The sequence below is a fragment of the Promicromonospora iranensis genome (assembly GCF_028994805.1).
Lineage (GTDB): Bacteria > Actinomycetota > Actinomycetes > Actinomycetales > Cellulomonadaceae > Promicromonospora > Promicromonospora iranensis.
In genome coordinates, this window is record NZ_JAJQQP010000005.1 from 270,532 (window position 1) to 296,511 (window position 25,980).

The 25,980-nt window shown below is 72.2% G+C and carries 28 protein-coding genes; 16 read left to right on the top strand and 12 right to left on the bottom strand.

What is annotated here, in order from left to right; genetic code table 11:
* Positions 1 to 186: 186 nt before the first annotated feature.
* Positions 187 to 1,947 (top strand): HNH endonuclease signature motif containing protein, encoded by a 1,761-nt coding sequence (locus tag LUM46_RS10435; RefSeq protein ID WP_274993790.1) that lies wholly within the window; start codon positions 187 to 189, stop codon positions 1,945 to 1,947.
* A 101-nt stretch (positions 1,948 to 2,048) separates the two neighbouring features.
* On the opposite strand, the gene LUM46_RS10440 is transcribed toward LUM46_RS10435, so the two are convergent.
* The 4 genes from LUM46_RS10440 to LUM46_RS10455 all read right to left on the bottom strand — a co-directional run bounded on the left by LUM46_RS10440 (position 2,049) and on the right by LUM46_RS10455 (position 6,607).
* Positions 2,049 to 2,243 carry a zinc ribbon-containing protein gene (locus LUM46_RS10440; RefSeq protein ID WP_274993791.1) on the bottom strand — a complete coding sequence of 65 codons (195 nt, stop codon included), beginning with the start codon at positions 2,241 to 2,243 and terminating at the stop codon, positions 2,049 to 2,051.
* A gap of 121 nt (positions 2,244 to 2,364) precedes the next feature.
* Positions 2,365 to 3,864, bottom strand: a complete 1,500-nt coding sequence (locus LUM46_RS10445; protein ID WP_274993793.1) for a lipase maturation factor family protein — start codon at positions 3,862 to 3,864, stop codon at positions 2,365 to 2,367.
* A 65-nt stretch (positions 3,865 to 3,929) separates the two neighbouring features.
* On the bottom strand, positions 3,930 to 4,886 hold the full coding sequence (locus tag LUM46_RS10450) for a TIGR03885 family FMN-dependent LLM class oxidoreductase (protein WP_274993795.1): 957 nt from the start codon (positions 4,884 to 4,886) through the stop codon (positions 3,930 to 3,932).
* Positions 4,883 to 6,607, bottom strand: coding sequence for an alpha-amylase family protein (locus LUM46_RS10455; protein WP_274993796.1), 1,725 nt, complete (start codon positions 6,605 to 6,607; stop codon positions 4,883 to 4,885). The genes LUM46_RS10450 and LUM46_RS10455 overlap by 4 nt, the downstream gene beginning before the upstream one ends.
* A 176-nt stretch (positions 6,608 to 6,783) precedes the next feature.
* Between LUM46_RS10455 and LUM46_RS10460 the strand changes: the two genes are divergently transcribed.
* A complete protein-coding gene (locus tag LUM46_RS10460; RefSeq protein ID WP_274993797.1) occupies positions 6,784 to 8,298 on the top strand; it encodes an MGH1-like glycoside hydrolase domain-containing protein in 1,515 nt (504 codons plus the stop codon).
* A gap of 81 nt (positions 8,299 to 8,379) precedes the next feature.
* Positions 8,380 to 9,027, top strand: a complete 648-nt coding sequence (locus tag LUM46_RS10465) for a cytochrome b (RefSeq protein ID WP_274993798.1) — start codon at positions 8,380 to 8,382, stop codon at positions 9,025 to 9,027.
* A gap of 50 nt (positions 9,028 to 9,077) precedes the next feature.
* On the opposite strand, the gene LUM46_RS10470 is transcribed toward LUM46_RS10465, so the two are convergent.
* The 4 genes from LUM46_RS10470 to LUM46_RS10485 are packed head-to-tail and all read right to left on the bottom strand — an operon-like array spanning position 9,078 to position 13,124.
* Entirely contained in the window at positions 9,078 to 10,568 is a 1,491-nt protein-coding gene (locus LUM46_RS10470) for a sensor histidine kinase (RefSeq protein WP_274993799.1), read from the bottom strand.
* A complete protein-coding gene (locus LUM46_RS10475; RefSeq protein WP_274993801.1) occupies positions 10,565 to 11,347 on the bottom strand; it encodes a response regulator transcription factor in 783 nt (260 codons plus the stop codon). The genes LUM46_RS10470 and LUM46_RS10475 overlap by 4 nt, the downstream gene beginning before the upstream one ends.
* Complete coding sequence (locus LUM46_RS10480; RefSeq protein WP_274993802.1) at positions 11,347 to 12,183, bottom strand: ABC transporter permease; 837 nt, start codon at positions 12,181 to 12,183, stop codon at positions 11,347 to 11,349. The genes LUM46_RS10475 and LUM46_RS10480 overlap by 1 nt, the downstream gene beginning before the upstream one ends.
* Positions 12,180 to 13,124 (bottom strand): ABC transporter ATP-binding protein, encoded by a 945-nt coding sequence (locus tag LUM46_RS10485; protein ID WP_274993803.1) that lies wholly within the window; start codon positions 13,122 to 13,124, stop codon positions 12,180 to 12,182. The genes LUM46_RS10480 and LUM46_RS10485 overlap by 4 nt, the downstream gene beginning before the upstream one ends.
* Positions 13,125 to 13,361: 237 nt before the next feature.
* Between LUM46_RS10485 and LUM46_RS10490 the strand changes: the two genes are divergently transcribed.
* Entirely contained in the window at positions 13,362 to 14,453 is a 1,092-nt protein-coding gene (locus LUM46_RS10490) for a LacI family DNA-binding transcriptional regulator (protein WP_274993804.1), read from the top strand.
* 66 nt (positions 14,454 to 14,519) lie between these two features.
* Here LUM46_RS10490 and LUM46_RS10495 read toward each other — a convergent pair whose 3' ends face one another.
* The gene (locus tag LUM46_RS10495; protein ID WP_274993805.1) at positions 14,520 to 15,824 is read right to left on the bottom strand and encodes a glycoside hydrolase family 6 protein; all 1,305 of its coding nucleotides are present in this window, start codon (positions 15,822 to 15,824) and stop codon (positions 14,520 to 14,522) included.
* A 186-nt stretch (positions 15,825 to 16,010) separates the two neighbouring features.
* Between LUM46_RS10495 and LUM46_RS10500 the strand changes: the two genes are divergently transcribed.
* Positions 16,011 to 16,205, top strand: a complete 195-nt coding sequence (locus LUM46_RS10500) for a P-loop NTPase family protein (RefSeq protein WP_274993806.1) — start codon at positions 16,011 to 16,013, stop codon at positions 16,203 to 16,205.
* On the opposite strand, the gene LUM46_RS10505 is transcribed toward LUM46_RS10500, so the two are convergent.
* Together LUM46_RS10505 and LUM46_RS10510 are read right to left on the bottom strand one after the other, a co-directional pair.
* Positions 16,156 to 16,524, bottom strand: a complete 369-nt coding sequence (locus LUM46_RS10505; protein ID WP_274993808.1) for a nuclear transport factor 2 family protein — start codon at positions 16,522 to 16,524, stop codon at positions 16,156 to 16,158. The genes LUM46_RS10500 and LUM46_RS10505 overlap by 50 nt on opposite strands.
* Positions 16,521 to 17,366: a DUF1684 domain-containing protein gene (locus LUM46_RS10510; RefSeq protein ID WP_274993809.1), complete on the bottom strand. Its 846-nt coding sequence runs from the start codon at positions 17,364 to 17,366 to the stop codon at positions 16,521 to 16,523. Before LUM46_RS10510 ends, LUM46_RS10505 begins: the two co-directional genes overlap by 4 nt.
* A 118-nt stretch (positions 17,367 to 17,484) precedes the next feature.
* Between LUM46_RS10510 and LUM46_RS10515 the strand changes: the two genes are divergently transcribed.
* The 10 genes from LUM46_RS10515 (at position 17,485) to LUM46_RS10560 (ending at position 22,762) form a co-directional block, all read left to right on the top strand.
* Positions 17,485 to 18,369: an aminoglycoside phosphotransferase family protein gene (locus LUM46_RS10515; RefSeq protein ID WP_274993810.1), complete on the top strand. Its 885-nt coding sequence runs from the start codon at positions 17,485 to 17,487 to the stop codon at positions 18,367 to 18,369.
* Between the two features lie 156 nt (positions 18,370 to 18,525).
* The gene (locus LUM46_RS10520; RefSeq protein ID WP_274993813.1) at positions 18,526 to 18,972 is read left to right on the top strand and encodes an Asp23/Gls24 family envelope stress response protein; all 447 of its coding nucleotides are present in this window, start codon (positions 18,526 to 18,528) and stop codon (positions 18,970 to 18,972) included.
* Positions 18,969 to 19,160 carry a DUF2273 domain-containing protein gene (locus LUM46_RS10525; RefSeq protein WP_274993814.1) on the top strand — a complete coding sequence of 64 codons (192 nt, stop codon included), beginning with the start codon at positions 18,969 to 18,971 and terminating at the stop codon, positions 19,158 to 19,160. The genes LUM46_RS10520 and LUM46_RS10525 overlap by 4 nt, the downstream gene beginning before the upstream one ends.
* On the top strand, positions 19,157 to 19,519 hold the full coding sequence (locus LUM46_RS10530) for a hypothetical protein (RefSeq protein WP_274993816.1): 363 nt from the start codon (positions 19,157 to 19,159) through the stop codon (positions 19,517 to 19,519). The genes LUM46_RS10525 and LUM46_RS10530 overlap by 4 nt, the downstream gene beginning before the upstream one ends.
* Positions 19,516 to 20,082 (top strand): hypothetical protein, encoded by a 567-nt coding sequence (locus tag LUM46_RS10535; RefSeq protein ID WP_274993818.1) that lies wholly within the window; start codon positions 19,516 to 19,518, stop codon positions 20,080 to 20,082. Before LUM46_RS10530 ends, LUM46_RS10535 begins: the two co-directional genes overlap by 4 nt.
* Positions 20,079 to 20,702, top strand: a complete 624-nt coding sequence (locus LUM46_RS10540) for a hypothetical protein (RefSeq protein ID WP_274993819.1) — start codon at positions 20,079 to 20,081, stop codon at positions 20,700 to 20,702. Before LUM46_RS10535 ends, LUM46_RS10540 begins: the two co-directional genes overlap by 4 nt.
* Positions 20,703 to 20,895: 193 nt before the next feature.
* Positions 20,896 to 21,069: a CsbD family protein gene (locus tag LUM46_RS10545; RefSeq protein WP_274993821.1), complete on the top strand. Its 174-nt coding sequence runs from the start codon at positions 20,896 to 20,898 to the stop codon at positions 21,067 to 21,069.
* A 96-nt stretch (positions 21,070 to 21,165) separates the two neighbouring features.
* The gene (locus LUM46_RS10550; protein WP_274993822.1) at positions 21,166 to 21,762 is read left to right on the top strand and encodes an RNA polymerase sigma factor; all 597 of its coding nucleotides are present in this window, start codon (positions 21,166 to 21,168) and stop codon (positions 21,760 to 21,762) included.
* The gene (locus tag LUM46_RS10555) at positions 21,759 to 22,364 is read left to right on the top strand and encodes an Asp23/Gls24 family envelope stress response protein (protein WP_274993823.1); all 606 of its coding nucleotides are present in this window, start codon (positions 21,759 to 21,761) and stop codon (positions 22,362 to 22,364) included. The genes LUM46_RS10550 and LUM46_RS10555 overlap by 4 nt, the downstream gene beginning before the upstream one ends.
* 17 nt (positions 22,365 to 22,381) lie before the next feature.
* The gene (locus tag LUM46_RS10560; RefSeq protein ID WP_274993824.1) at positions 22,382 to 22,762 is read left to right on the top strand and encodes a hypothetical protein; all 381 of its coding nucleotides are present in this window, start codon (positions 22,382 to 22,384) and stop codon (positions 22,760 to 22,762) included.
* A gap of 40 nt (positions 22,763 to 22,802) precedes the next feature.
* Here the strand turns inward: LUM46_RS10560 and putP are convergent, their stop codons facing one another.
* Positions 22,803 to 24,305 carry a sodium/proline symporter PutP gene (gene putP / locus LUM46_RS10565; RefSeq protein ID WP_274993826.1) on the bottom strand — a complete coding sequence of 501 codons (1,503 nt, stop codon included), beginning with the start codon at positions 24,303 to 24,305 and terminating at the stop codon, positions 22,803 to 22,805.
* Positions 24,306 to 24,560: 255 nt separating this feature from the next.
* On the opposite strand from putP, the gene LUM46_RS10570 reads away from it, so the two are divergent.
* A complete protein-coding gene (locus LUM46_RS10570; RefSeq protein ID WP_274993827.1) occupies positions 24,561 to 25,973 on the top strand; it encodes a hypothetical protein in 1,413 nt (470 codons plus the stop codon).
* Positions 25,974 to 25,980 lie beyond the last annotated feature (7 nt).

Below are 25,980 nucleotides of genomic sequence, written 5' to 3' on the forward strand. Positions count from 1 at the left end.
GCTCATCGACCTCGCCCCCGCCGACGTCGCCTGACGTGGCGGTTGAGACCTGGTTTCGGGGCGCCTCGACACCTCACCAAAAGTTATCCACAGATTTTGTCTTGGACGTGCAGATCGAACGAACGTTCGAGATAATAGATGCAGCGAGGATGTGAAAACTAGAGGCGACGAGGGGGGTGGGGTCCGGTGGAGCAGTCGACGTCGACGGATGGCGTTCCCGGCCCTGGCCTGCCCAGTGCCGAGTCGATCGAGGAGACGCTGGCCCGGTTCGAGAACATGATGGACGAGCTCGCAGTCCTGACCGACCCTGAGGTGTTGGACGGGTGGGACGCCCCGACCGTGGGCCGGCTGATGGAGGCACACACCCGGATCCGTTCGCTCACCGGCCGCCTCGACGGCGTGCGGTGCACCCTGCTGTCCCGGATCGAAGCGGACGGGTCCTGGCGCTCAGGCGGGATGGCGCGCGCGTTCACCACTTGGCTGCGGATCCGGGAGGGCATCTCGGCGACGACGGCGGGTAAGGACATGACGATGGCCCGCCGCCTGGCCACGGCGCTGCCTGGGACGCGGGAGCGCCTGGTCGCGGGCACCCTCGGGATCGACCATGCCCGTGTGATGACCAAGGTCGCCCCCACCAGCGAGACCCGTCAGGATGCGTTGGCCTGGCTGATCGACACCCGCACGGGTGAGCGGACGACCCCGGAGGCGTTCGTGCAGACCGTGCCGGTCGACTTCCCCGACCCGGCCCAGGACCCCGACGGGGCGCACACCCGTCAGCTCATCACCCAGGTCCTCGAAGACGCGGTCACCAAGGGGACCTTGGTCACGGGTGAGGGCCTGGTCCTGCGCGAGGCGGGTTCGTTGAACGCGGACCAGTTCCGGATCGTGGCACGCCGGTTCGCGACGATCACCGACCCCGACACGGATGACGTGGATGACGACAAGGCCGCTCTGGGCGAGTTCCTCGACCTGGCCAAGACCTTCGGCGGCTACCACCTCGCAGGGTTCCTGACCGACGAACACGGCCTCCTGGTCACCGCAGCGATCAACGCGATCCTCGGCGCCCCGTCGGCGGAGGACACGCGTACCTCGACGCAACGCCGCGCACAGGGCCTGGCCGACGTCGCCCGGATCGTCCTGGACACCAACCAGGCCTCCCCCGGCGCCGCGATCCCACCCCACCTGAACGTCACGGTGTCGTGGACCGAGCTGGTCGCCCAGGCCACCCGTACCCGCGACGGCCTCTGCCTGACCTGCGGACAAACCGCACCAGGCCGCACGACGGGCACAGGAGCACCGAGCACAGGAGCACCGGGCACGGGTGCAGGTGCACCGGGCACTGGCACTGGCACTGGCGTAGCGGACACGGGTACTGGCCCGGGCCCAGCGGGCACGATGACGGTGTCCGCGCTGCTGTCCGGTGGTGGCCCCGTGTTCACCGAGACCGGTGACCGCGCACCACGAGCACTCCTACGCCGCCTGGCCTGCGACAGTGCCGTCACCCGGATCGTGTTCGGACCCGACGGCGCCGTCCTGGACGTCGGCCGCGCACAACGGACGGTGAGCGGGCAGATGCGGCGAGCGGTGATCGCCCGTGACCAGCACTGCGTCTTCCCTGGATGTGATCAACCACCATCACGGTGCGAGGTCCACCACGCGGTCACTCACTGGGCCCACGGCGGAAACACCTCCGTGTCCAACAGTGCGTTGTTGTGCTGGTACCACCACCAGCTCGTCGACACCCGAGGCATCACCATGCACTGGACCGGCAAACCCACCACCACGGGCACCACCACAGCCGACAGCACCACCGGCACCACCACGAGCGCCACCGCGCCCGGCGCCCTGATCGAGACCGGGTGGGCCTTCACCGACGCCCGCGGACACCGCATCACCCTGCCCGAGCCCATCGAGGCCCTGCCCCCGCCCGAGGCCGAAGCCGCCTGATGCCCGCTCGGCACCAAGCCGACCACGGAGCCGCCGATCATGAGTCACCACGCAGCCGCTAGTCAGGAGCCGCCGACCAGGAGCCGCCAGCCACGAAGCCATCACCCGTTGGGTGGTGGGCGGTGCTGGGGGTTCAGGTCGGGCGCTCCGGTCTCGTGGGGTTCCGTCGCGAACTCGTGGTGGCCGTTCGGGCACTCCGGGATCGGCTCACCCTCGGTGACGTGGACCATCGCGTCACACCTCGCGCAGTAGAGACCGCCGGACTCCGGTGCCGCTTCGCCGGCTTGTATCGCCATGACAGTGTTCCCTCCTTCGTGAATACCGTCGTCCGTCCAGTCGACACCCGGCCGCGCGCAGTCGCACGGCGGCCGGGCGGTCCCGAGCCGGCGGTGACCGGCGTCGCCGCGTGCCGCGGACCTACTCGTCCGGGAGTCGCACGGGGTCGACAGCGAGATGGAGCCGTTCCCGCACCCACCAGTCGCCGGTGCGGCGCCGCTCTTCGGGCGTGGTGTACCGGTAGCGGTGCAGGACGGCGCGGACGGCGCGCGGTGGCCGGCCGTCGAACGGGTCGTGGCCCAGCAGCCGCAGGACCGAGGGGTCGGCCTCCAGCAGGCGGCGCAGGAGCACGGTGAACCACAGGGCGGAGTGGCCGAGCGGCAGGAACCACATGAGCCAGTCCAGGCGCAGGTGGTAGGGCGCGACCTGGGGCGGACGCCGGTCCACGGGGCCGGGCTTGCCCTGGAACACGTACTCGACCCACTCGTCCGGGCCGGGCTCCTCCGCCAGGGTGCCCTCCACGGTGATCTCGTCGCGGTGCCGGGTGATCGAGCCGAACGCACCGTAGGCGTTGACCAGCCGGAACGGCTCGAAGCTCGCGTTCATCCGCTGGTGGCGCGACGCGAGGTTCAGCGCCGGCCGCACCGACAGCACGAGCAGCAGCAGGGCCACGGCGCTGACCACCACCACGAAGGCGAGCGGCGCGGCGGGTTCGGGGGCCGCGGCGCGCGCGGCACCCGCGGAAGCCGCCGCGCCGGCGTCGGGCATCCCGACGAGGCCGCCCAGCCACGCCCAGGTGCCGTCGTCGACCACCCCGAGGGCGAGGACGATGGTCGCCCAGTTGAGCCAGGCGAAGTTGCCGGTGATCACGAGCCAGCCCTGGGTGAGGACGAACGCGAGGGCCGCGACGGACGGGAACGGCTGGGGTAGGAGGAGCAGCCACGGGACGAGCAGCTGCGTGACGTGGGTCCCCGCCACCTCGAACCGGTGCCACCAGCGCGGCAGGTGGTGGGCGTGCCAGGAGAACGGTCCGGGCAGCGGCTGCGTCTCGTGGTGATAGTCCAGGGCGGTGAGGTCACGCCAGGCGGTGTCGCCGCGCCACTTGATCAGACCCGCGCCGAGCTCCAGGCGGAACAGCAGCCACCGCACGGCGAAGATCATCAGGAGGGGCGGACCGACGGCGTCGGACCCGAGGAACGCGACCAGGAAGCCGGCCTCGCACAGCAGGGTCTCCCAGCCGAAGGCGTAGAAGGTCTGCCCGACGTTGACCAGCGACAGGTAGAGCCACCACAGCACGAGGAACACGAGCGCGGGCACCCACCACGGCCCGGCCTGCGGCAGCCCGACGACGACGCTCGCACCCAGCAGCATGCCGCACCACGCGACGGCTACGAGCAGCCGGTCGGAGTAGCGCAGGCCGCGCAGGCGGAACAGCGACGGCCCGTCGCGCCAGGACGTGCGCGCGACGAACCTCGGGACCGGCGCGATGCCGTGCTCACCGAGCAGTGGCCGGAACTGGCGCAGCGCGCCCCAGAAGGCGAGCACGTACAGCGCGCCGAAGCCGCGTTGGAGCAGCGTGCGCGCGACGTCGTAGTCCGCGCTCGACCACCAGCCGAGCCAGTCGGGCAGCGTGCCTGCCATGGGGTCACCGTAACCAGGCGCCGGTCCACTCCCCACCGGACCACGCAGGCGTCAGCACGGGGAGCTCAGCGCAGCGCCGGCAGCACATGCTCGCCGAACTTCTCGATGAACGCGTCCTGGTGCTTGCCCACATGGTGCAGATAGAGCCGGTCGGCTCCGGCGTCACGCAGGCCCGCGAGGTGCGCCGTCAGCTCGCCCAGGTCGGACGAGACGAGCACCGCGCGGCGTACGTCCGCGACGGTGACGTCCTGGGCGAGGGCGTCGAACGCGGCGGTCGTCGGGGTGTCCGCGGCGACGTGGGGCGGACCGGTGAGCGTGTGCCACTGGTCCAGCGCCGTCGCCTCGGCCTCCGCCTCCGTGGGCGCCCACGACAGATGCACCTGGACGGCTACCTCGCCCGCGCCACCGGCCTCGCGGTACGTCTCGATCATCTGTCGCAGCTCCGCGACCGGCTTGTTCACGGTGATCAGGCCGTCCGCCCAGGCGGCGTGGCGCCGTGCCGTGGCGACGGTGAGTGCCGGGAGAACCAGCAGCGGCTGGATCTCCGGCAGTGTCCACAGCCGGGCCTCGCGCGCGACGACCAGGCCGGTGTGGTCCACCTCCTCGCCGCGCAGCAGCGCGCGGATCACCTGCACGCACTCCGCCAGGCGGGCGTCCCGCTCTGGCTTCGGCGGCCACGGGTCGCCGGTCACGTGCTCGTTGAGGTTCTCGCCAGAGCCCAGAGCCACCCAGAACCGGCCCGGGAACATCGCTCCGAGGGTCGCCACCGCCTGCGCCACGATGACCGGGTGGTAGCGCTGGCCGGGCGCGCAGACCGTGCCGAACGACAGGCCGGTCGTCGCGAGCGCCGCCCCGATCCACGGCCACGAGAGCCCGGACTCGCCCTGTCGTTCGCTCCAGGGGGCGAGGTGGTCGGAGCACATGGCGGCGTCGAACCCGGCGTCCTGCGCGAGCTGGGCCACGCGCAGCCCTTCGGTCGGGTGGAGCTGTTCGTGGGACACGTGGAAGCCAACGGTGGTCATCGGTCCTCCTGGGCGCCAGAGCTCTGCTCGGCCGATTCGACGGCGGCTTCGCCGGCTGACTCGACGGCCGAGTTGCCGACCGCGTCGCCGTCGATCGTGCGCCGCAGCCACCGGTAGCCGTAGCCGGCGATCGGGATGCGCCCGTCGGCCTCCACGGCCGCGTAGTCCTGGTCCACGTGCACGTCGACGTAGCGCGCGAGCCCGGCCTCGAGCGCGGAGACCTCGTCGGCGGGCAGCGTGGCCACCACGTCCTCGTCCGCGAGGTTGGCCAGCAGGAGGACGCTGGACTCCGTCACCTGGTACCGCAGCGCCAGGACGGACGGCACGCCCAGGTCCCAGGGCTCCGGACGGTCACGGCCGAGCTCGCTCAGGCCCAGCCGGGCACGCACGAGCCCGCCCACCCGGTGCAGCAGGGAGCCGTCGCGCACGCTCTGCTCGTCCACGCTCACGCGGTCGGGGCCGTAGGGGCCGGTCACCACGGGTGCCTGGAACTGGTCCGGTGCCGCGTTCGAGAAGCCCGCCGTCGGCGTCGTGGACCACTGCATCGGCGTGCGGGTGGCCTCGCGCTCGGGCAGGTCGAGGTCGTCGCCCATCCCGATCTCGTCGCCGTACCGCAGCACCGGCGGCCCGGGCAGCGAGAGCGCGACGGCGTGCGCGAGCGCGATGCGGCGGGGGTCGCCGTCGAGCATGGGAGCCAGACGGCGCCGGACGCCGCGCCCGTAGACCCGCATCGAGTCCTCGGGGGCGAAGACGTCGAGCACCTCCTCGCGTTCGTCGTCCGCGAGCTGGGCCAGGTTCAGCTCGTCGTTGTTGCGCAGCCAGTGCGCGTACGTGGCGCCGTCGGGCGGGGCGGGCTGGCTGCGCAGCGCCCGCTCGAGCGGCTCGGCCTGGCCACGGGCCAGGGCGAGGAAGAGGTGGTTGTTCGACCAGAAGTCGAGCAGCATCGTCATGCCCTGGCCGTCGGTCCCGAAGTAGTGGGCGTACTCGTCGGGCGTGACGTCCACCTCGCCGAGGAGCACGGCTCCGGTGCGCTGCCCGGACACGGCGGCCCGCAGGTCGCGCACGAGCCACTGCCCGTCGGTGTCGGGGCGGGCGGCCCTGGCCCGTTCGAGCATCATCGGGACGGCGTCCACCCGGAAGCCCGAGACGCCCATGCGTAGCCAGAACGCCACGATGCGGTACAGCTCGTCGCGGACGCGCGGGTTGTCGAGCGCCAGGTCGGGCTCGTGCGAGTAGAACGCGTGCCGGTAGAACTGCTGCGCCTCGTCGTCCCAGGTCCACGTACTGGGCTCGACGTCGGGGAACATCGGCTTGATGTCGTCGTTCGGCTCGTCGGCCCAGATGTAGTAGTCGCGGTACGGGGAGTTCCGGTCCTGGCGTGCCTCCTGGAACCAGCGGTGCTGGTCGGAGGTGTGCTGGGTGACCAGCTCGACGAGGACGTCCAGGCCGAGGTCCTCGGCGGTCTCGAGCAGGTGGGCCATGTCGGCCAGGTCGCCCAGGCGTGGGTCGATGGCGAGGTGGTCGCTGACGTCGTAGCCGCCGTCGCGGAAGGGGGAGACGTAGAAGGGGAGCAGCCAGATGCACGTGGCGCCGAGCCCGCGCAGGTAGTGCAGGCGTTCGGTGACGCCACGCAGGTCGCCCCAGCCGTCATCGTTCGAGTCGGCGAAGAGCCGGGGGTCGAGCTGGTAGATGATCGCGTCGGAGTGCCAGGAGGAACGCATGGTCACCTCGGTCTCGGCGTGCGTGCGGCCGATGCTGGACCGCTGGGTTCTCGCACCGTGCCACATGTCCGCTTTGCTCGCATCGTGGCTGGTGGCGGGGGTGTACTGGCCCGCTCCACCACTTCCCTCCTCGTGCCCCTGTTGACAGCGCTGTCGGCGCGGTGAAAACCTGCCGCGTGCCGACCCTCACCTTCACCGATGCGGACACGCAGGCCCTGCTGGGCCCTGCGTACTCGGGTGCTCTCATGAACCTGCTCGACACCAACACTGTGCGCTATGACCCGGCCGTCTACGACACGTCGGGTCTGCTTGACCCAGGCGTCGGCACGTTCTTCCGGGCCGGCGGCGGGTACGAGCAACCGTGGACGCGCGATGCGGCGGTGAACTCGTGGAACGCCGGGAGCCTGCTCGCTCCCGACGTCGCCCGGAACACCCTCTGGTCGGTCGTGACCAGGTTGGGGACCACGTTGGGGACCAGGCGGGGGACCAGGCGGGGGACACAGCAGCAGGACGGCGACCTCGTGGTCCAGCAGGACGACCAGTGGTGGGACCAGGTCGTCTGGGTCCCGGCGGCCTGGAACCACTACCTCGTCACCGGTGACCGGGAGTTCCTGGGCGACGCGTACGACACGGCGGCCACGACCATGTCCGTGCGCGAGGCCGGCCAGTGGAACGCCGACCACGGCCTGTTCATGGGCCCGTCCTTCTTCAACGACGGGATCGCCGGCTACCCGGACGCGATGCTCGACGCCGCCGGTGCCGGCGAGCCGGACAGCAGCTTCGTGCTCGATCACGCCAGCATGCCGACCCAGCTGGCCCTGAGCACCAACGCCGTCTACCACCAGGCGTACGCCGGTCTCGCGGCGATGGCCGCGGAGCTCGGTCAGGACGCCGACGGCGCGCGGAGCCACGCCGACCGTGCGACCCGGCTCGCGGCGTCGATCAACCGTCACTTCTGGCAGCCGGACCGGGGCAGCTACGGGTACACGATCCCGACCGAGGGGCCGGCCGCGGGCGAGCTGCAGGACTATCAGGAGGGTGCGGGTCTCGCCTTCACCATCCTGTTCGGGATCGCGGACCCGGCGCAGGCACGTTCGATCGCCGCGCGCGCCCACGTCTCGCCGCACGGGATCACCGACGTCCACCCTCGGTTCGACCGCTACGCGCGGGCGGGGCACGCCGGCCGGCACAACGACATCGTCTGGCCCGTCGTCCAGGGCTTCTGGGCCGAGGCGATGGCGAGGAGCGGCAACGAGGAGGCGTTCGCCGCCGAGGTCACGCACCTCGCCCGCCTGTACGCCAGCACCAGCAGCTACTACGAGATCTACGACGCCGCCACGGGTGCCGTCGACGGCGGGTACCAGTCCGGTCACGTGTGGGAGTCGCAGCCCGAGCAGACGTGGTCGGCCACCGCGTTCCTGCGGATGATCCACGGGGGCGTGTTCGGGATGCGCCCGGCCCGGGACGGCATGACGCTGACACCCGTGCTGCCCGGCGGCTGGGGCGACGCCACGCTCGGCGGCGTCCGCTACCGGGACGCCGAGCTGACCGTCCAGCTGCACGGCTCGGGCGACCGGGTCGGGTCGTTCGCGCTCGACGGTGTGCCGCAGCGCGTGAGCGACGGCGCCGCGCAGGTCCCGGCGGGTCTCACCGGTGTGCACACGGTCGACCTGACGCTCGGCCGGCGCTGAGCACAGGGCCGAGCACAGGGCTGAGCACAGGGCCGAGCACCGGGCTGGACGGCGGCGCCGATCTGCGGTGAGGTAGCGCGCATGAGGTGGCGCAACGGCGAGCACGGGTACGGCATCGTCACGAAGGTCCTGCACTGGTCGACCGTCGCGCTGCTGCTCGGGCAGCTCGCCGTCGGGTACGTGATGGACGACAAGCCCGACGTGCCCGACGTCGACTGCGACCCGACCGGTGAGGACCGCAGCGGCGGCGACACGTCCGACGCCGAGGAGCAGCGCCTCGACGCGCTCGAGGAGCGGTGCGAGCAGGCGCACGAGGCCCGCGCGGAGGACACCGAGGACGCCGTCGGCTCGGCCTGGTCCGACCTGTGGAGCGGAGACCTGTTCGGCGGCGAGCTGACGCTCCCCGGCTGGCACGTCCTGCTCGGGCTCGCGATCGTCGCGATCGGTGTGGCCCGCGTCGTCTGGCGCCGCACGACGACGCTGCCGCCCTGGGACCCGCGGCTCACCGCTACCGACCGCGTGGTGCTGCACTGGGCCGAGCGCACTCTGCTCGCGCTGCTCTTCGTCGTCCCGGCGACCGGGATCGCGCTCGTGGTCGGCAGCGACGACCTTGTGCCGCTCCACATCGCCGCCCATGTGTGCTTCTACGTCGCGCTGGTCGCGCACGTCGGCGTGGTCGTCCGTCGGCGCGTCGTCGGCCGGATGCTCGTCGCACCGCGGGGGCACTGACTCACCACCGGGGGCACTGACTCACCGTAGGCACTGACCCGCACGGCCGGCTACGGGGCGTCCGTGGCACCCATCGCGGACAGGGGCAGCGTGAGTCGGAAGCACGCACCTTCGCCGAGGCCGGTGATGAGCTCGACGTCGCCGTCGTGGGCCCGCGCGATCGAACGCACGATGGCGAGCCCCAGCCCGGCGCCGGCCCCGCCCTCGCGGTTTCGGGAGCGGTCGGCCCGGTAGAAGCGGTCGAAGGCGCGGGTGGCCTGCTCGGCGCTCATCCCCGGTCCCTGGTCCGCGATCTCGAGGACGGCGCGGCCGCCCGCCGTGCCGACGCCGATCCGGACGGGTGTGCCGGCCGGGGTGTGGGCTGCGGCGTTCCCGACCAGGTTGGTGACGACCTGCCGCAGCCGGGCCTCGTCGGCGCGGACCGGGGCGGGACCAGGAGGTCCGTGGCCCCCGGGTCCGGTCAGCTCGACGGGGCGGGTGGGGTCGAGCGCGCGGATGTCGAGCCGGCCGTCGCTCGCCAGGGTGCGCAGGTCCATCGGCGTCCGGTCGAGCTGTCCGGGTGCCTCGTCGAGCTGCGCGAGGATCAGCAGGTCCTCGGTGAGCGCGGCCAGCCGGGTGGCCTCGCGGTTGATCCGGCGCATGGTCTCGTCGACGTCGGCCCGCTCGGGCAGGGCGCCCATCTGGTAGAGCTCGGTGGAGCCCTTGATGCCGAAGAGCGGGGTGCGCAGCTCGTGGCTGACGTCCCAGACGAAGTCGCGCATCCGGGTCTCGGACGCGGCGCGGTCGGCGAAGGCCTGCTCGAGCTGGCCGAGCATGGTGTTCAGCGATCCGGCGAGGTGGCCGATCTCGGTCCCGGGCGGCGCGAGGTCGGGCACGCGCTGGGTGAGGTCGCCACCGGCGATCGCGGCGGCCGTGTGCTCGATCTGGCGCAACGGCCTGAGGCCGCGGCCGAGCGCGAGCCAGCCCACCGCCGTCAGGAGGACCAGCAGCGCGGCACCGCTGAGCACGCTGCTGCGCCGGAGCGCGTCGACCGTGGCATCGCTCTCCGCGAGCGGCGCGGCCGCGATCACCGTGCCGTCCCACCCGACGGCGGTCCGGGCGACCGCGCGCCACCGGGTGGAACCCTCGGCGCCCGGGAGGTCGACGATCTTGCCGTCGGCCGGGACGGAGCGCAGGTCGTCGAGCGTCGGCAGGGTCGCGCTCTCGAGCCCGGAGGACCGCAGCTCTCTGGTGATGCCGCCCTCCGCGTCCAGGTACGCCAGGTACGGGGCACCGAGCAGGTCGAGCGCGGGCCCGAAGAGCTCGCCGGCCGTCTCGAGCTCCGGCGGCGGGGCCAGGGACGCGTGCGAGGCGAGCTCGGTGAAGGAGCGCAGCGTGTCGTCGATACGGTCGAGCTGGTAGCGCTCCAGGTGCTCCGACAGCAGCGCGCTGATGAGGCTCAGCCCGGTCAGCAGCAGGGCGGTGGTGATCACCAGGAGCCGGACGCGCAGGGAGAGTCTCCGCAGCGGCCGCGCTCCTGGTCGCACAGCCGTCGCTGTCACCGCCGCGGCTCTCGCATCACGTAGCCCACCCCGTGCACGGTGTGGATGAGCTTGGGCTCCTCGGTGTCCACCTTGCGCCGCAGGTAGGAGATGTACGTGTCGACGATGCTGACGTCGCCGCCGAAGTCGTAGCTCCAGACCCGGTCGAGGATCTGCGCCTTGGAGACCACGTGCCCGGCGTTCTCCATCAGGTAGCGGAGCAGCCGGAACTCGGTGGGCGAGACGCGGACGGGCTGGCCGGACCGCGTCACCTGGTGCCCTTCCGCGTCGAGCACCAGTGTGCCCACCGCCAGCAGGTCGGCCGGATGGTCGGAGGTGCGGCGCAGGATCGCGCGGATCCGGGCGATCAGCTCCTCCAGGTCGAACGGCTTGGTCACGTAGTCGTCGGCGCCGAGGGACAGGCCGGTGACCTTGTCGGCCTGACGGCCCCGGGCGGTGAGGAAGAGGACGGGCACCGGGCGGCCGCGGCCACCGGGATGCTGCTCGCGCAGCCGCCGGACCACCTCGAAGCCGTCCATGTCCGGCAGCATCACGTCGAGCAGCACCAGGTCGGGCGGCTCGGCACGGGCCGTGGCCACCGCCGCACCGGCGGTGGCCACGGACGACACCTCGAACCCGGCGAACCGCAGGGTCGCGGAGAGCAGCTCCCGGACCGTGTCCTCGTCGTCGACCACCAGCAGGCGCTGGGCGCCCACGGGCGGCCCGCTCGCCCCACCTGTTCGCTCCACGCTGCTTCGCTCCCCGTCGATCCGGTCCACCTCGATCAGGGTACGGAGCATCACACGTCGCGACGCCGGAAGAGGACGAACGCCACCGCGAGCGTCGCCGCGACCCCGAGGCACATCCCGGCCAGGTTCAGCCAGGGCGCGGGGTAGTCCGGGTCCGGCACGGTGGCCAGGACCTCCGCGGCGCCCAGGGTGGGCCAGAAGTCCAGGAGCCACCCGAGCCACCCGGGGAGCAGGCCCGCGAACCCGGGGATCAGGAAGATGATCGCCACGAGAGTGGCCAGTGCCCCGGCGGTGGCCCGCAGGATCACCCCCAGGGCGAGCGCGAGCAGCGAGATCGCCGCGAGATAGACGCCGCCCCCCACCACCGCGGAGAGCACTCCCGGGTCGCTGATGCTGGCGTTCGGCACCCCCTGCGTGCCGAGCATCGCCTGCCCCAGGAAGAACGAGGCGAACATGAGCGTCTGCCCCGCCACGGCGGCGACGACGGTGACCAGCACCGCCTTCGCCGCCAGCAGCCGGTGCCTGCGGGGCGTGGCCGCCAGCGACGTCTGGATCAGACCGGTCGCGTACTCCGAGGTGACGACCAGGATGCCCAGCACGCCGATGATGAGCTGGGCGACGAGATACGTCGTCAGGCTCTGGCTGGTCGGGTCCCAGTCCAGCCGCTCCGCGTCGGTCAGACCCGCGTACTCCGCACCGACGGAGCCCATACCCAGGGCGGTGATGCCGAGGCCCGCGAGGGCAAGGCCCGCCAGGGTGTACCACGTGGACCGCAGGCTGCGGAACTTGATCCACTCGGTGTGGAGGGTGCGGGTGAACGGCGTGGTGCGGGCTTCGTGGCGGGCCTCGGGCGAGGCAGCGCTGCGGGCTTCGGCGAGCGTGCTCATGAGGTGGCTCCCAGGTACTCGAGGCTGTCCTTGGTCAGTTCCATGAAGGCGTCCTCCAGGGAGGCCTGCTGCGGGGCGAGCTCGCTGAGCACGATGTCGTTGTAGGCGGCGAGCCGGCCGATCTCGGCACCGGTCAGGCCCGCCACGACGAGCGAGGACTCGAGGCCGTCCCGTACGGTCGCCCCGGCGGCCGTGAGCATGCGGGCGAAGACCGCCGGCTCCGAGCAGCGGACGAGTGACGTGCCCTCGCTGTTGGCAGCCATGAAGTCGGTCATGCTGGTGTCCGCGATGAGCCTGCCGCGGCCGATGACGACCAGGTGGTCGGCGGTCTGTGCCATCTCGCTCATCAGGTGGCTGGAGACGAGCACCGCGCGGCCCTCGCGTGCCAGGGAGCGCATGAAGCCCCGGATCCACCGGATCCCCTCGGGGTCGAGCCCGTTCACCGGCTCGTCGAAGATGAGCACCCCCGGGTCGCCGAGCAGGGCCGCCGCGATCCCGAGCCGCTGCCGCATGCCGAGCGAGAACTCGCCGGCGTGCTTGCGGGCGACACTCGTGAGACCCGTCCGCTCGAGCACCGCGCCGACCCGGCCCGCCGGCAGGCCGTTGCTCGCCGCGAGCGCCAGCAGGTGGTCGTGGGCGGTCCGGCTGCCGTGGACGGCCCCGGCGTCGAGCAGCGCGCCCACGTGGACCAGCGGGACGGGCAGGTCGTGGTAGTGGAGACCGCCGATGGTGGCCGACCCCTGGGTCGGCGCGGCCAGGCCCAGGATCATCTTCATGGTCGTGGACTTGCCGGCGCCGTTCGGGCCGAGGAACCCGGTCACGTGTCCGGGCTCGACGGTGAACGACAGGTTGTCCACCACGGTGGCGGGCCCGTACTTCTTGGTCAGTCCTCGGACGTCGATCCGGTGGGTGCGGACAGGGCCGCTGCTCAGGAGGTTCATGCGGCGAGACTGCCGTGCCGTGCCGTGCTGGCCGGGTTCGGAGGACCTCTGTGAGATTCCGGTGAACCCGGCCGCAGGCCGGCGCCCCGCGGCTCACCCCGGCGGCTCACCCCCCAGCTCACCTGGCAGCTCACCCTGGCGGCTCACAGGAAACCCGAGGGTCTGCCGGTGGCGCTGGCTTGCGCGAGCCGAGCGACGGGACAGCCGCTGGAGGGGCCTGGCACTAGGCTTGACCGCATGCCAGACCCCATGACGGCTGGTCCGGTGGACCGTCGCGAGAGAACGCTCGGTGACGGCCGGATCGGAGCACCGAAGGTGCCCACGCTGGACGAGGTCGCCCGTCGGGCAGGGGTCTCGCGTTCCGTGGCGTCCCGCGCGATGAACAACGCGCGCAACGTGAGCCCGGCGAAGCGTGAGGCGGTCGCCCGTGCGGCGAGCGAGCTCGGCTACGTCCCCAACGCGACGGCCCGTGCCCTGGCGACGAGCACCGGAGGGTCGGTGGTCCTCGCGATCTCCAACGACGACCCTGCGCTGTTCGGGGACCCGTTCTTCTCGCAGGTCCTCGTCGGGGTGGCGGCGGCGCTGGACCGGTCGGAGCTCGATCTCACGCTCATGCTGGCGTCCTCGGAACGCGGCCAGGCCCGGCTCGAGCGCCTCCTGCGGTCCCGTCGTTCCGACGGTGTGATGCTCATGGCCCTGCGGGGCGACGACCCGCTGAACCGGCTCGCGGCGGCGACCGAGCTGCCGGTGGTGGTCGGTGGCCGGCCGCTGCACGGCGAGGCCCGCTGGTACGTCGACGTGGACAACCGCGGCGGCGCCCGCTCGGCCACGGAGCACCTCCTGAGCTCCGGATGCCGGCGGATCGCCACGATCACGGGTCCCACGGACCTGCAGGCGGCGGTCGCCCGGTACCAGGGGTTCGCGGACGCCATGGCGGTGGGCGGGCAGCCCGCCGACCGGGTGGAGCACGCCGACTTCAGCTTCGAGGACGGCGCCCGGGCGATGGCGCGGCTCCTCGACGCGCACCCCGACCTCGACGGCGTCTTCGCGGCGTCGGACACCATGGCCGCGGGCGCCCTGCGTGTTCTCAAGGAGGCCGGACGGCGCGTCCCCGAGGACGTCGCGGTGGTGGGTTTCGACGACCTGGAGATCGCGCGCCGTACGGAGCCGGCGCTGACCACGGTCAGCCAGCCGATCCGTGGCCTCGGCCAGGAGATGGCCACGATGCTGGTGCGCCTGATCGACGGCGAGACGCCGACCCCGGTCATCCTGCCCACGCGCCTGGTGGTGCGGGGTTCGGCACCCGGTGGGGCAGCTGGTACCGACTGAGGCACCGGCGGGAGGGGTCGGCGCGTCACCCTCCCGCCGGGCATTCTCGAGGCTCGGACGGGTCGCCTAGCTCCTCGGCCCGCCGCCGAGCGGTGGCTGAGCGAGCTCGATCAGCTCACGTGCCTGCTCGGGGAACCACTGGCCGGCGGCCGGGCCGACCATGCCGCGCTCCGGGTCCTCGGGTCCGCCGAGGCCGCGGAAGCACTGGCCGTCGGACTCGCCAGGGATCTTGATCCACAGCAGGGCGTCGACGAGCTCGTTGCCGGTGTTGGTCGTCGGCCGCAGCCCCAGGCCACGGTCCGGCGGGTTGCACCACGTCTCGGCGTCGGGGTAGACGCCGGCCGGTGCGGCCCAGGCGCCCCGACCGTTGCGAGAGGTGTCGATGACGAAGTGCGTGGTGGGTTCGACGTCGCCGAGCGCGGCGTCGTAGCGCGAGTCGATGCCGGCGGTGTTCAGTGCCGGGTCGGCCGCCGTCGGGCTCCAGATGCCCTGGTTGGACAGCGTCACGCCGGTCCAGTCGTTCGCCGGGCCGCCGCTCCAGTACTGGTTGCCGCAGCTCGCGTAGTCGCCGGGCACCACCTGAGTGGCGTAGGCGATGCACTGGGAGACCCAGGTGCCGTAGGCGACGCTGTTCTCGGTGAACTCGTAGTTGGACACGTTCAGGAAGAACCCGTCCGCGCGCTCGACGCCCGCCTTGACGAGGCGGTCGGCGGCCTCGCCCACGTTGAGCCAGGACGTGTTCGTGCCGTCGAGGTACACGACGGTGTTCGGCTGCTGCTTCAAGCGGTCGACCGCGTAGCTGAGCATCTCGAAGCGCTCGGCGGCGGCGTCCCGACCCGTGGTCTCGGGGTCGTACTCCGGCGGCTGGCACCGCTCGAGCTGCCCGTCCAGCGTGGTGTACCAGGGGATGACGCCGAGCCCGTCGGGCTCCAGCACGACGGCGACCTCCTCCCGCCCGATCCCGGCCGCGAAGCCGTCGATCCACGCCTTGTACTCGTCCACGCCGAGGGCGCCACCCGCCGAGTAGAGCGCGCAGTCCCGGAACGGGATGTTGTAGGGGACCAGGACCGGCACCTTCTTGCCCGTGTGCTTGACCAGCTTGCGGACCTCTCGCTCGACCTCGGCCGGCGTGCCGTCGGTGAACCACGTCGAGCTGGGGATCCTGCTGAGCCGGAGCGCGTCCCGCTTGGCCTGCCCGCGCAGGGTGCGGGCCGCGTCCTTGGTGGAGCTGTGGGGGTCGTTGTAGATCTGCGTCCCGGGGGACAGGACGTCGTTGCTCGCCTGGGCGGGGCCGGCGCCGAGCAGGGTCGCGCCGAGGGCGCATACGGCCAGCGCGGCCAGGAGCCGGCGCCGAGAGTTCGGTCGTGTCATGTGGGGGATCTCCCAGGGTCTCTGCGAACGCATCGTTGCTGTTCGCTGCGGTGAGCAAGGGCGAGCATGGGGCGAGAGCACCGACTGGAAGATTGTGGGAGCGCTCCCAGTCGGTCCATCCTCGGGGTCGCCCAGCGGCTGTGTCAAGGTTTCTCGTCGACGGTCGCCCGTACGCTGCGGCGTCGGATGGGGCGTGGGACCGCCCTGGTGGAGCAGGACCACGTGCGACGGGTGCTGATGTGGGAGAAGGGCACGCCGGACGGGCGCATCATCGGCATGGTCGACTCCGTCGAGCAGATGGTCGGCTGGTTCCAGCCGGGTGACCGGGGTGTCAGGCGTCCGGGCTGGTGGGCCGGCCCGCGTACTCCTCGATGCGCGTGATCAGGCCGTCGGCAAAGCCGAAGTAGACGGCTGCGTGGACCTGGAACCGCGCGCCGTCCTTCATGGCCACGTGGACGACGTGCTGCTGGATGACCTCGTCGGCGCTGGAGAGCTGCCGGGTGACGGCGTAGCGCATCGACGCGATGGCACCGATCTGGCGCTCCATCCCGGCGATGTTCTCCTCGATCGTCGAGTCACCCTCGCCGTCGTCGTGCCAGACGGTCGCCGTCGCGGAGCACATGGCGCGGGCCGCGGCCCAGTCCGTCCGCTCCAGGTGGCGGAGGTAGGTGATCGCCTTGTCCTCGAGATCCTTGCTCATGCTGTCGCTTCCTTTCGCTCGTGGTGCACCAGGGCGCGTTCGCCCGCCTCGATCCGCAGGGGCAGATGGTTGCCCGGCGGGGAGAGCGGGCAGGTGAAGACGGTCGGCGCCAGGTGATGGTGGGAGAGGGTCGCCCGGTTGAGGTCGACCGTCAGCGCACTGCCGGGATCGAGCAGCGGGAGCACGAGCCAGCGGCCGATCCCGGGTGTCTCCGTGCCGCTGGTCTCGTCGGTGAAGATGACCAGTCGCTGCCCGGGCCTCTCTTCGAGCACGGTCAGGACGTGCTCGGTGCCGCCGACGGAGACCGCGAGGTCGACGGGCGCGGCGATGGCGTCGGTGCTGCGGGGAACCGTCAGGCGGCCCAACTCGATGCGCCGGCCTTCCGGGGCCGCGCGGTACTCGCCCTCGACGACCCAGGCCGGGTCGTACGGGTAGGTGTCGATGCCGATGAGGCCCGACCGTTCGAGCGCGCCGGGGTCGGTGACGACCAGACCGTAGGCACCGTCCGACCCACCGGCGAGGACCACGCGGCCCTCGGGGAGCTCGACAGGGCTGCCGGCCGGCACCTCGACGGTGCCCACCGCGATCTCGCCGTCCACCCGCACGCCGTCCGCCGCGGTGACGGTCACCGTCAGGGCGCCCGCTCCGGTGGTGCTCCACCGGCCGGGCACGCCCGGCACGACCTGGGCATTGCTGCCGCTGACCATGCCCCTGGCGACGACCTTGGCCTTGCCGTCGGGACCGGCGACCTCGTCCCATCGTGCCCGGCGCCACGCCTCGTACGCCGGCGGCACGGCGGCGCCCTGCCCCTTCTGCTGCGGTACACACTGTTCTGTGGTCATGGCCCGAACGTACGGACGGGTTGCGTCACGGGCAGCACTCCTTGCGGTAAAGGCAAGGCGCCCGACGGGAGGTTGCCGGGCGCGCAAGGGAGAACCGCAAGGTGAACAAGGAGCTGGCATGGCATCGAACCACCTCACCGTTCCGGAGCTGTTCGCGGCCCGGACCGTCGAACGGGAGCAGGACGCGGGGCAGGCCTGGATCGACCAGCTTCCGCAGCTGGCCGAGCAGCTCCTGTGCGAGTGGGGACTGACGCTCGTCGGCCCGCCGGTCGCCGGCAACGTCGGCCTGGTGTGGGAGGTGCGGCGTGCGGACGGGACCCCGGCCGTGCTGAAGGTGAGCTGGCGCGACGCGGAGACGAGGAACGAGGCGGAGGCCCTGCGCCGGTGGGACGGGCGGGGCGCGGTGCGGCTCATCCAGGCGTCCGGCGACGCGGGTGCCCTGCTGATGGAACGCCTCGATGCGGGGACGAGCTTGTCCGCCGCCCCGATGAGCGTCGCGATCACCGCCGCGGCCGAGCTCCTGCGCGTCCTGCACGTCCCGGAGTGGTCGGGCTTCGACGAGGCGCTGGAGCTGGAGTCGAGGATGACGGCGCCCGGGGAGAAGTATCGTGAGCGTCTCCGCGAGCTGCGTGCCGACGTCGAGCACGCCTTCCGAAGCGCGCCCCATGTGCTGCTCCACGGTGACTTCCACTACGAGAACGTGCTCCGGCGGGGCGCTACCTGGAAGGCCATCGATCCCAAGCCGACCCACGGCCCGGGCGAGTGGGACCTGCTGCCGCTCCTGAGGAATCGCTTCGACGAGCTCCCGCGCGGTCCGCGGCAGCCGGCCGGGATACGGGACCGCCTCGACTCCCTGATCGCCGCCACCGGGTCGGACCCTGGCCGGGCCTACCTGTTCGCCCGCTACCGGGCGCTGCGGGACGCGGACTATGCCGACCGGGTCGGCGACACCGGGTTCGGGGCCGTGGCGACCGCCATCGCCGAGGCCGTGTCCCGGTCTTGACCGGGCGGCATCGGAACACCGCTCCGCGCACCGAACCCGACACCGCGTCCGACGAGTTTGTGACGAACTCGGGGCAGCTTCCGTCTCAGAGGTGTCGCTGGTCCTAGCGGCTCGCGCCCAGGGGGCGCGACGCGAGCAGAGCGGAAGGAACACATCATGGCAAACGTCACTGGTACGCCGGGGCCGAACGCGCAGGGGGAGTCGGCACGGACGTCTGGGCTCGACGGTACGACGACCATCGGGGACGGCGTCGTCGCGAAGATCGCTGGTATCGCCGCACGGGAGGTCAGCGGTGTGTACGCGCTGGGTGGAGGTGCCGCGCGCATGGTCGGCTCGATCCGCGACGCGCTGAACTCGACGGACCTCACGCAGGGGATCGCCGTCGAGGTGGGCGAGAAGCAGGTCGCCGTCGACGTGACGATCGTCGCGGAGTACCCGGTCGCGCTGCAGAAGGTCTCGGACGAGGTGCGCACGGCGGTGTACCAGGCGATGCACGACCTGGTCGGCATGGAGGTCGCCGAGGTGAACGTCACCGTCAACGACGTGCACCTGCCCTCGGACGACGACCAGGAGGGTGAGCAGCAGGAGGGACGGGTCCGGTGAGCGCCACGGTGACCGGCGCGGCGGCCGGCGCGGTGCTCGCGCTGACCTGGATCGTGCTCGGCTTCGGGGCGTTCGTCCTCGTGGCGGTGGCGATGCTGATCGGTGCCACGGTGGGCCGCGCGGCCGACGGCAGGATGGACGTCCGGGCGCTCGCGGATGCCGTCCGAGGCCGGCGTTCGTCGTCATGACCACCGCCGACCGCGCTGGGGTGGCGGGGCAGGCGGTCCCAGAAGCGACGGTGCCCGGCAGGACACGGATCAGCGCCCGCGCCCTGGAGCATCTCGCGGTCCGTCTGGTCGGAGACGCGGCACAGGTCGCCCACCGGGAGATCTCCGTGCGGCTCGCGGACGCCGGCGGCGCGCTGAGGCTGTCGGTGACCGTGCCGGTCGCCCTCGGCGGCGGCGCCGCGGGGTCGATCCCGGACCGTGGGGAACGTGTCCGCCGTCGCCTGGTCGAGGGCATGCGTGATCTCGCGGGGAGGCGGGTCGACGTCGTCGACCTGCGCTATTCGGGAGTGCGGCGGGTCGTGGGAAGGAGGGTGCGGTGAAGAACGAGCAAGCCGTCTACCGCAGGGTCCTGCGGCGCGAGACGCACGCGTCGCGCACGAGCGCCGCGGTGGTCACCGCGTCGGTCGTGATCGTGCTGCTGGCCGGAGTGGTCGCGGCGGGGGTGTGGTGGCTCGCTGTGCCGGGGGACCGGGACACTCTCGACGGCTGGTTCGCCTCGGCGTCGGCGTCGGCCGACGACCCCGGGATCCGCACGGCTGCCGGGGTCGTCGCGCTGGGCCTCGCCGTGCTGCTGCTGGCGCTCGCGCTGCTGCCCGGTCGGCTCCCACGCCGGGCGCGCAGCACCGACCGCGTGGCGCTGCTCGTCGACGACGGGGTCCTCGCCGACGCGGTCGCCGACGCCGTGGCGGCACGCTGCGGTGTCGACCCGCGGCAGGTCTCGGCCACGGTCGGACGGCGGCGCACCGCAGTACGCGTGACGCCGATCAGCGGCGTCCCGGTCGACCGGGACGCGGCGGCGGACTCCGCCGCGTCCGCCGTCGCCGCCCTCGGGTTCTCCACCACACCCGAGCTGACCGTCGCACGACAGGGGGTGGTCTCGTGAGACCGAACAGCAGAGTCCTGAACCGAGGGCTGCTCCTGCTGTGCGGGCTGCTCCTCGCGGCTGCCGGCACGGCGGCGGTCCTCGCCGGCACTCCGTCGTCGTGGGCGGAGTCGTGGCGGGCGGGCTCGTGGTCGACTCCGGACCTCGTCGGGAGCGGGCTGTCCCGGGCCAGAGAGACGGTGGCGACGCTGCCGTCGGTCGGGGGTGTGCCCGGCGGGGTGCTCGTCGGGCTGGGCCTGGCCGCCCTGCTGGCCTCGCTCCTGGTCTGGTTCGTCTGCACCCGGCACCGCGGCGGGACGACGACGGTGCTTCGTCTGGAGGCCGACGGCGGACGCACCGCCGTCGACCGGAACGTGGCCGAAGCGCTGCTCTCCGGGGAGCTCGAGAAGCGACCCGACGTGCTCTCGGCCCGTACCCGGGTGTACCGGGTGCGGGGGACCGAGACGATCGACCTGGCGGTGACGGTGCGCCGGGGCGCGGACCTCGCCCGGGTGCTGGCCGCGGCGGAGGAGGCGGTGGACGCCTGGGACGCGCTCGCCGGTGTCCGGGTCCCCGTGGTGGTCCGGTTGTCCGACCGGAGCTGGTCGGACGGGCTCCGCGCGTCCGACCGGGTGCGGTGATCCGTGGATCCGGGCGCGAAGAGTCCCGGTGGGAAGAATCCGACGCAGAACGGGCGACTGAGGGGCGAAAGTTTCGGACTGAGGGGAGGCTGAGAGGGCGCGCGACGAAGAGCACGAACCGAGAGCGAGAAATACGGATGGTTTCGGTCACCCAGCTCGGGGACCGGGGAGAAGTACGGGAAAGGAAGAGCTCATGGGTGCAGAGGACAAGATCAGGAACGCGGCGGACAAGGCGGTCGGCAAGGTGAAGGAGGCCGTCGGCAAGGTCACCGACGACGAGCAGCTCGCCGCCGAGGGCAAGACCGACCAGTCGAAGGCCGACCTGAAGGGCGCGGCCGAGAACGTCAAGGACGCCTTCAAGAAGTGACCGGTCCCGGGGCGAGGCCGCGATCGTGGCCTCGCCCCGGCCTCGGAACCTCGCGGCGGCTCTCGGCGACACAGGAACACGTGAAGGGGGCTGAGGATGGGTGCTGACGACCTTCACGCTTCTCTCGACCAGGCCGATCTCGACCAGGCGGACCTCGACCAGGCGGACGACCACATCGTCGCCGGTCGCGCGGCAGACGGCGACGTCGCAGCGTTCGCGGTGCTCGTCCGCCGGTACACACCGATGATGCGCGCGTACACCCGACGGATCCTGAACTCGAGCACCGACGTCGACGACATCGTGCAGGAGGCGTTCGTGACCGCCTGGCAGCGGCTCCCCGAGCTGGCGGACCCGGGCAAGGTGAAGAGCTGGTTGATGCGGGTCGCCAGCCGTAAGGCGGTGGACCGCATCCGCGCGAGCAGGCCGCAGGTCAGCGTCGACCACATCGAGCACCCTGCCCCCGAGCACGCTTCACCGCCCCGGGTGACCGAGACGCGCGCCAGGGTCGACGCCCTCAGCGACGCTCTCCAGCGGCTCGCCGACCCCGAGCGGGAATGCTGGGTGCTTCGTGAGCTGGGCGGATACTCCTACCACGAGATCGCCGAGGAGATGGACGTCTCGGTGAGCACCGTCAGAGGACTGCTGGCGCGTGCGCGCAAGCACATCATCGTACGGATGGAGGAGTGGCGATGACATCCGGGGACGACAGACCAGACCCTCGTCCGCTCGAGCTCGATCCTGAGCACCTCGATGGGCACACCATCGACGAGCTCACGGACTACCTGGAGGCGGGACGGGTCCCGGCCGATCCCTCGATCGATGGTTCGCCGGCCTGCCGGCTCGCGCTCGACGCGCTCGAACGGCTGCATGGGCTCACCCCCGACCTGATCGCCGCCGACACGGCTGCGGAGCCGGAGGCCGACGACGGCTGGGTACGCCGTGTCCTCGGCGGTATCGCGCTCGACGCGCACGCGGGACGACGCATCCCCGTGCCGACGTCGGTGCCGCACGCCGACCTGGGCATCACGGAAGGTGCGGTCCGCGGCCTCGTGCGTGCTGCCGAGAACGCGGTGCCCGGCCTGGTGGTCGGACGGTGCCGGTTCGACGGCGACGTGACGCGGCCCGGCGCGCCCGTCACGGTCCTGGTCGACGTGAGCGTTCCCTACGGTCGGCCGATCCCGCCCCTGGTCGAGCAGCTGCGCGGCGAGATCGCCGGGCGACTCGCGCTGCACACGGAGCTGAACGTCACCGCCGTCGACATCACGGTCCGTGACGTGCGGCCGTACGGCTCATGAATCGAGGAGGCTCACCGATGAACACGGCACACAGCGCGGGGGCGGTACGAGGCGTGGCGATCGCTGCCGAGATCGAGGATGCCCTCCGTTCGGTCCCCGGCGTCTGCGATCTCTACCGGTCCGGGTCGTTAGTCGCGAACGTGGCCGACGCGGGCGCGCGTCGCCTGGGTCTGCGCGACGACGACACGCCGCTGGTCCTGGTCCAGGACGCCGGGGCCGGGTTGCGGGTCGACGCCGCCATGGGGGTCCACATCTCGTCGGGCGCCACCGCGACGATGCTCGCGGCGCACCGCGCGGTCCGTGACCTGCTGACCGGACACGAGCTGCGCGACGCGCACATCGTCCTGACGGTGGTCCACGTCGACGACTCCCCGAGCCCGGCCCACGGCGCGACCTGACGGCGGCGCGTTCTCACCGCGGCGAGAACGCGCCGGCCCGTCAGGAGACGTCGGCCTTCTTCGCCGACGCGAGGCGTGTCGCCTCGGCGAACTCCGCGCGGACCGCCTCCGACGGCGCCGGCGTGAGCAGGCTGACGACGATCGCGACGAGCCCGCCGAGCACGAAGCCGGGGACCAGCTCGTAGAGCGTGTCCGCGAGCGGCGACCGGCCCCAGGCGAACGCGACGACGGCGCCGACCACCATGCCGGACAGCGCACCCCAGCTCGTCAGTCGGCGCCAGTACAGGCTCAGGAGCACGATCGGGCCGAACGCGGCGCCGAATCCCGCCCAGGCGAACCCGACCAGGTCCAGGATCGTGTCGGTGCGGCCGAACGCGATGACCGCGGCGACCACGGCGACGAGCAGGACGCCGACGCGGCCCAGCATCACCTCGGTGCGGGAGGTCATCGCGCGGCCCGTGATCTTGACCAGGTCCTCGACCAGTGCCGAGGACGAGACGATGAGCTGCGACGAGATCGTCGACATGATCGCGGCGAGGACGGCGGCCAGGACCAGGCCGGCGATCAGCGGGTGGAACAGCGCCTGGGACAGGAACAGGAACACCGTCTCCGGGTTCTCCAGCGTCTCGCCGTTGATGTTGACGTAGGCGACGCCGATCAGGCCGGTGATGATCGCGCCGACCGCGGTGACGATCATCCAGCTGATGCCGATGCGGCGCCCCGCGACGGCGTCCTGCGGGGAACGCATGGCCATGAAGCGCACGATGATGTGCGGCTGGCCGAAGTAGCCGAGGCCCCACGCGGCGGCCGAGATGACGCCGGTGACGGTGGCGCCCGCCAGGAGCGAGAGGTGGTTCGCCGCGTCGCTGGTCTCCGCGGCGAGGATGCCCTCCCGGATCGGGCCCCAGCCGCCCAGCTCGACGAAGGCCACGATGGGCACCGCGACCAGGGCGAGCAGCATCAGGATGCCCTGCGCGACGTCGGTCCAGGTGGCGCCGAGGAACCCGCCGAACAGCGTGTAGGCGAGCGTCACGCCGCCCACCACCCAGATGCCTGTCGTGTAGTCGAACCCGAACGAGCCCTCGAAGAACGTGCCGCCGGCCACCATGCCGGAGGAGACGTAGAAGGTGAAGAACACGAGGATGATCGCGCCCGACGCGACACGCAGGAAGCGCGACGTGTCGTGCAGCCGGTTCTCGAAGAAGCTCGGGATGGTGATCGAGTTCCGCGCGATCTCGGTGTAGGCGCGCAGGCGCGGCGCGACGAACTTCCAGTTGAGCCAGGCGCCGATCGTCAGGCCGATGGCGATCCAGGCCTCGACGAGCCCGCTGACGTAGATGGCGCCGGGCAGGCCCATCAGGAGCCAGCCGGACATGTCGGATGCACCGGCGCTGAGCGCCGCCACACCGGGGCTGAGCCGCCGGCCACCCAGCATGTAGCCGTCGAGGTTGTCTTCCGTGCGGCGGAACGCCGCGTAGCCGATACCCAGCATCAGCGCCAGGTACGCGACGATCGCGATCGTCTTCCAGGCCTCGGGGGTCATGGAGATGCTCCAGTTACTTGGTGCGGAAACTCTTGCGTGCGGGTGTACTTCAGCCCGGCAGTCTGGCACGAAGTGCCGCCCGGAGTTCACTTTCATCCCCTGACCAGGTCCGCGACCACCTCCCTGATCACTCCCCGGACCACGTCTCCGACCGATCACCCGTTCTGGGTGAGGCCCCACGGGTACCCCGGGAGCAAGCATCGAACCCGTCAGGTACCGCCGACGCGCGGTGGGCACCGGGGGGAGAACGACAGCATGAGCGAGACAGCCGGAGCGGACAGCGGCGTCGGACCGCCCGACGTCGCCGCCCGGCTCGCCGCGCTCGAGCGGGAGAACGCGGACCTGCGACGTCGGCTCAGCGAGCCGGCGAACCCGCCGGACCACCCGGCTGACCCGCGGACACGTCATCGCGCGCGGAGCGCCACGGCCGTCGTCCTGATCGTGGTCGGGGCGCTGCTGGCGCCCGTGGGCGTCGTCGCCGCCTGGGCCGAACGCACACTGACCGACACCGACCGCTACGTCGCCACCGTCGCCCCCCTGGCGGACGACCCGACCGTGCAGGCCGCCCTCGCGGGCCGGATGACCCAGGCCGTGATGACGCGGATCGACGTCGGTTCGCTGCTCGACTCCGTCGCGGGGGGCCTCGGCGAGCGAGACCTGGCGCCGCGGGCCGCCGAGGCGCTGCCGCTGCTGGAGGCGCCGCTGAGCAGCGGGGTCGAGTCCTTCGTCCGCAGCACCGCCGACAGCGTCGTGACGAGCGACGAGTTCTCCTCCGCGTGGGACCAGGCCAACCGGGTGGCGCACGAGCAGCTCGTGACGGTCATGCGGGGCGAGGGCGGCAACCTCGTCCAGGTGGGCCAGGACGGCCAGCTCACCATCCAGCTGTCGGGAATGATCGACCTGCTCAAGGCGCGGCTCGCCGAGCGAGGGTTCGGGCTCGCCGCCAACCTGCCCACCATCGACGCGACGTTCACGGTCATGCAGACCACCCAGCTCGTCGAGGTCCGCAACAGGTACGCCCAGATCGTCGCCCTGGGCACCTGGCTCCCGTGGATGGTGCTCCTCCTGCTGGGGGCCGGCGTCCTCCTCGCGGCACGCCACCTGCGCGCCCTCGTCGCCGCCGGGATCGCGCTGGCCGCCGGCATGCTCGTGCTCGCCCTCGGCCTCGCGGTCGCCCGCGGCCTCTACCTCGACGCGCTCAGCGGCGTCGTGCTGCGGCTGGACGCCGCAGAGGTCCTCTTCGACCAGCTCGTCATGTTCCTGCGCGCCACGCTCCGCACCGTCGGGGTGCTCGGCCTCGTCGTGGCGCTCGCGGCCTACCTGGGCGGGTCCAGCCCGTCGGCGCGCAGCCTGCGGGCCGGCCTCGGCAGGAGCTTCGGGAGCGCCCGCGCCTGGGCCGAGGGCCGAGGCGTGTCCTCCGGCCCGGCCGGCGTGTGGCTCGCCCGCTACCGCGGCGTCGCACGCGCGGCGGTCGTCGCGCTCGCCGTCCTGGTCCTCCTGCTGGCGTCGAACCCGACCCCTGGCCTGGTCGTCGGGACCGCCGTCGGCGCCGGCCTGCTCATCGCGCTGGTCGAGCTGCTGGCCCGACCTCGGTCCGCTGCCCAGTCCACTGCCCAGCCCGCTACCCAGCCCGCTACCCAGTCCACCGCCCGGGACGACCCGTCCTGACGCGGTC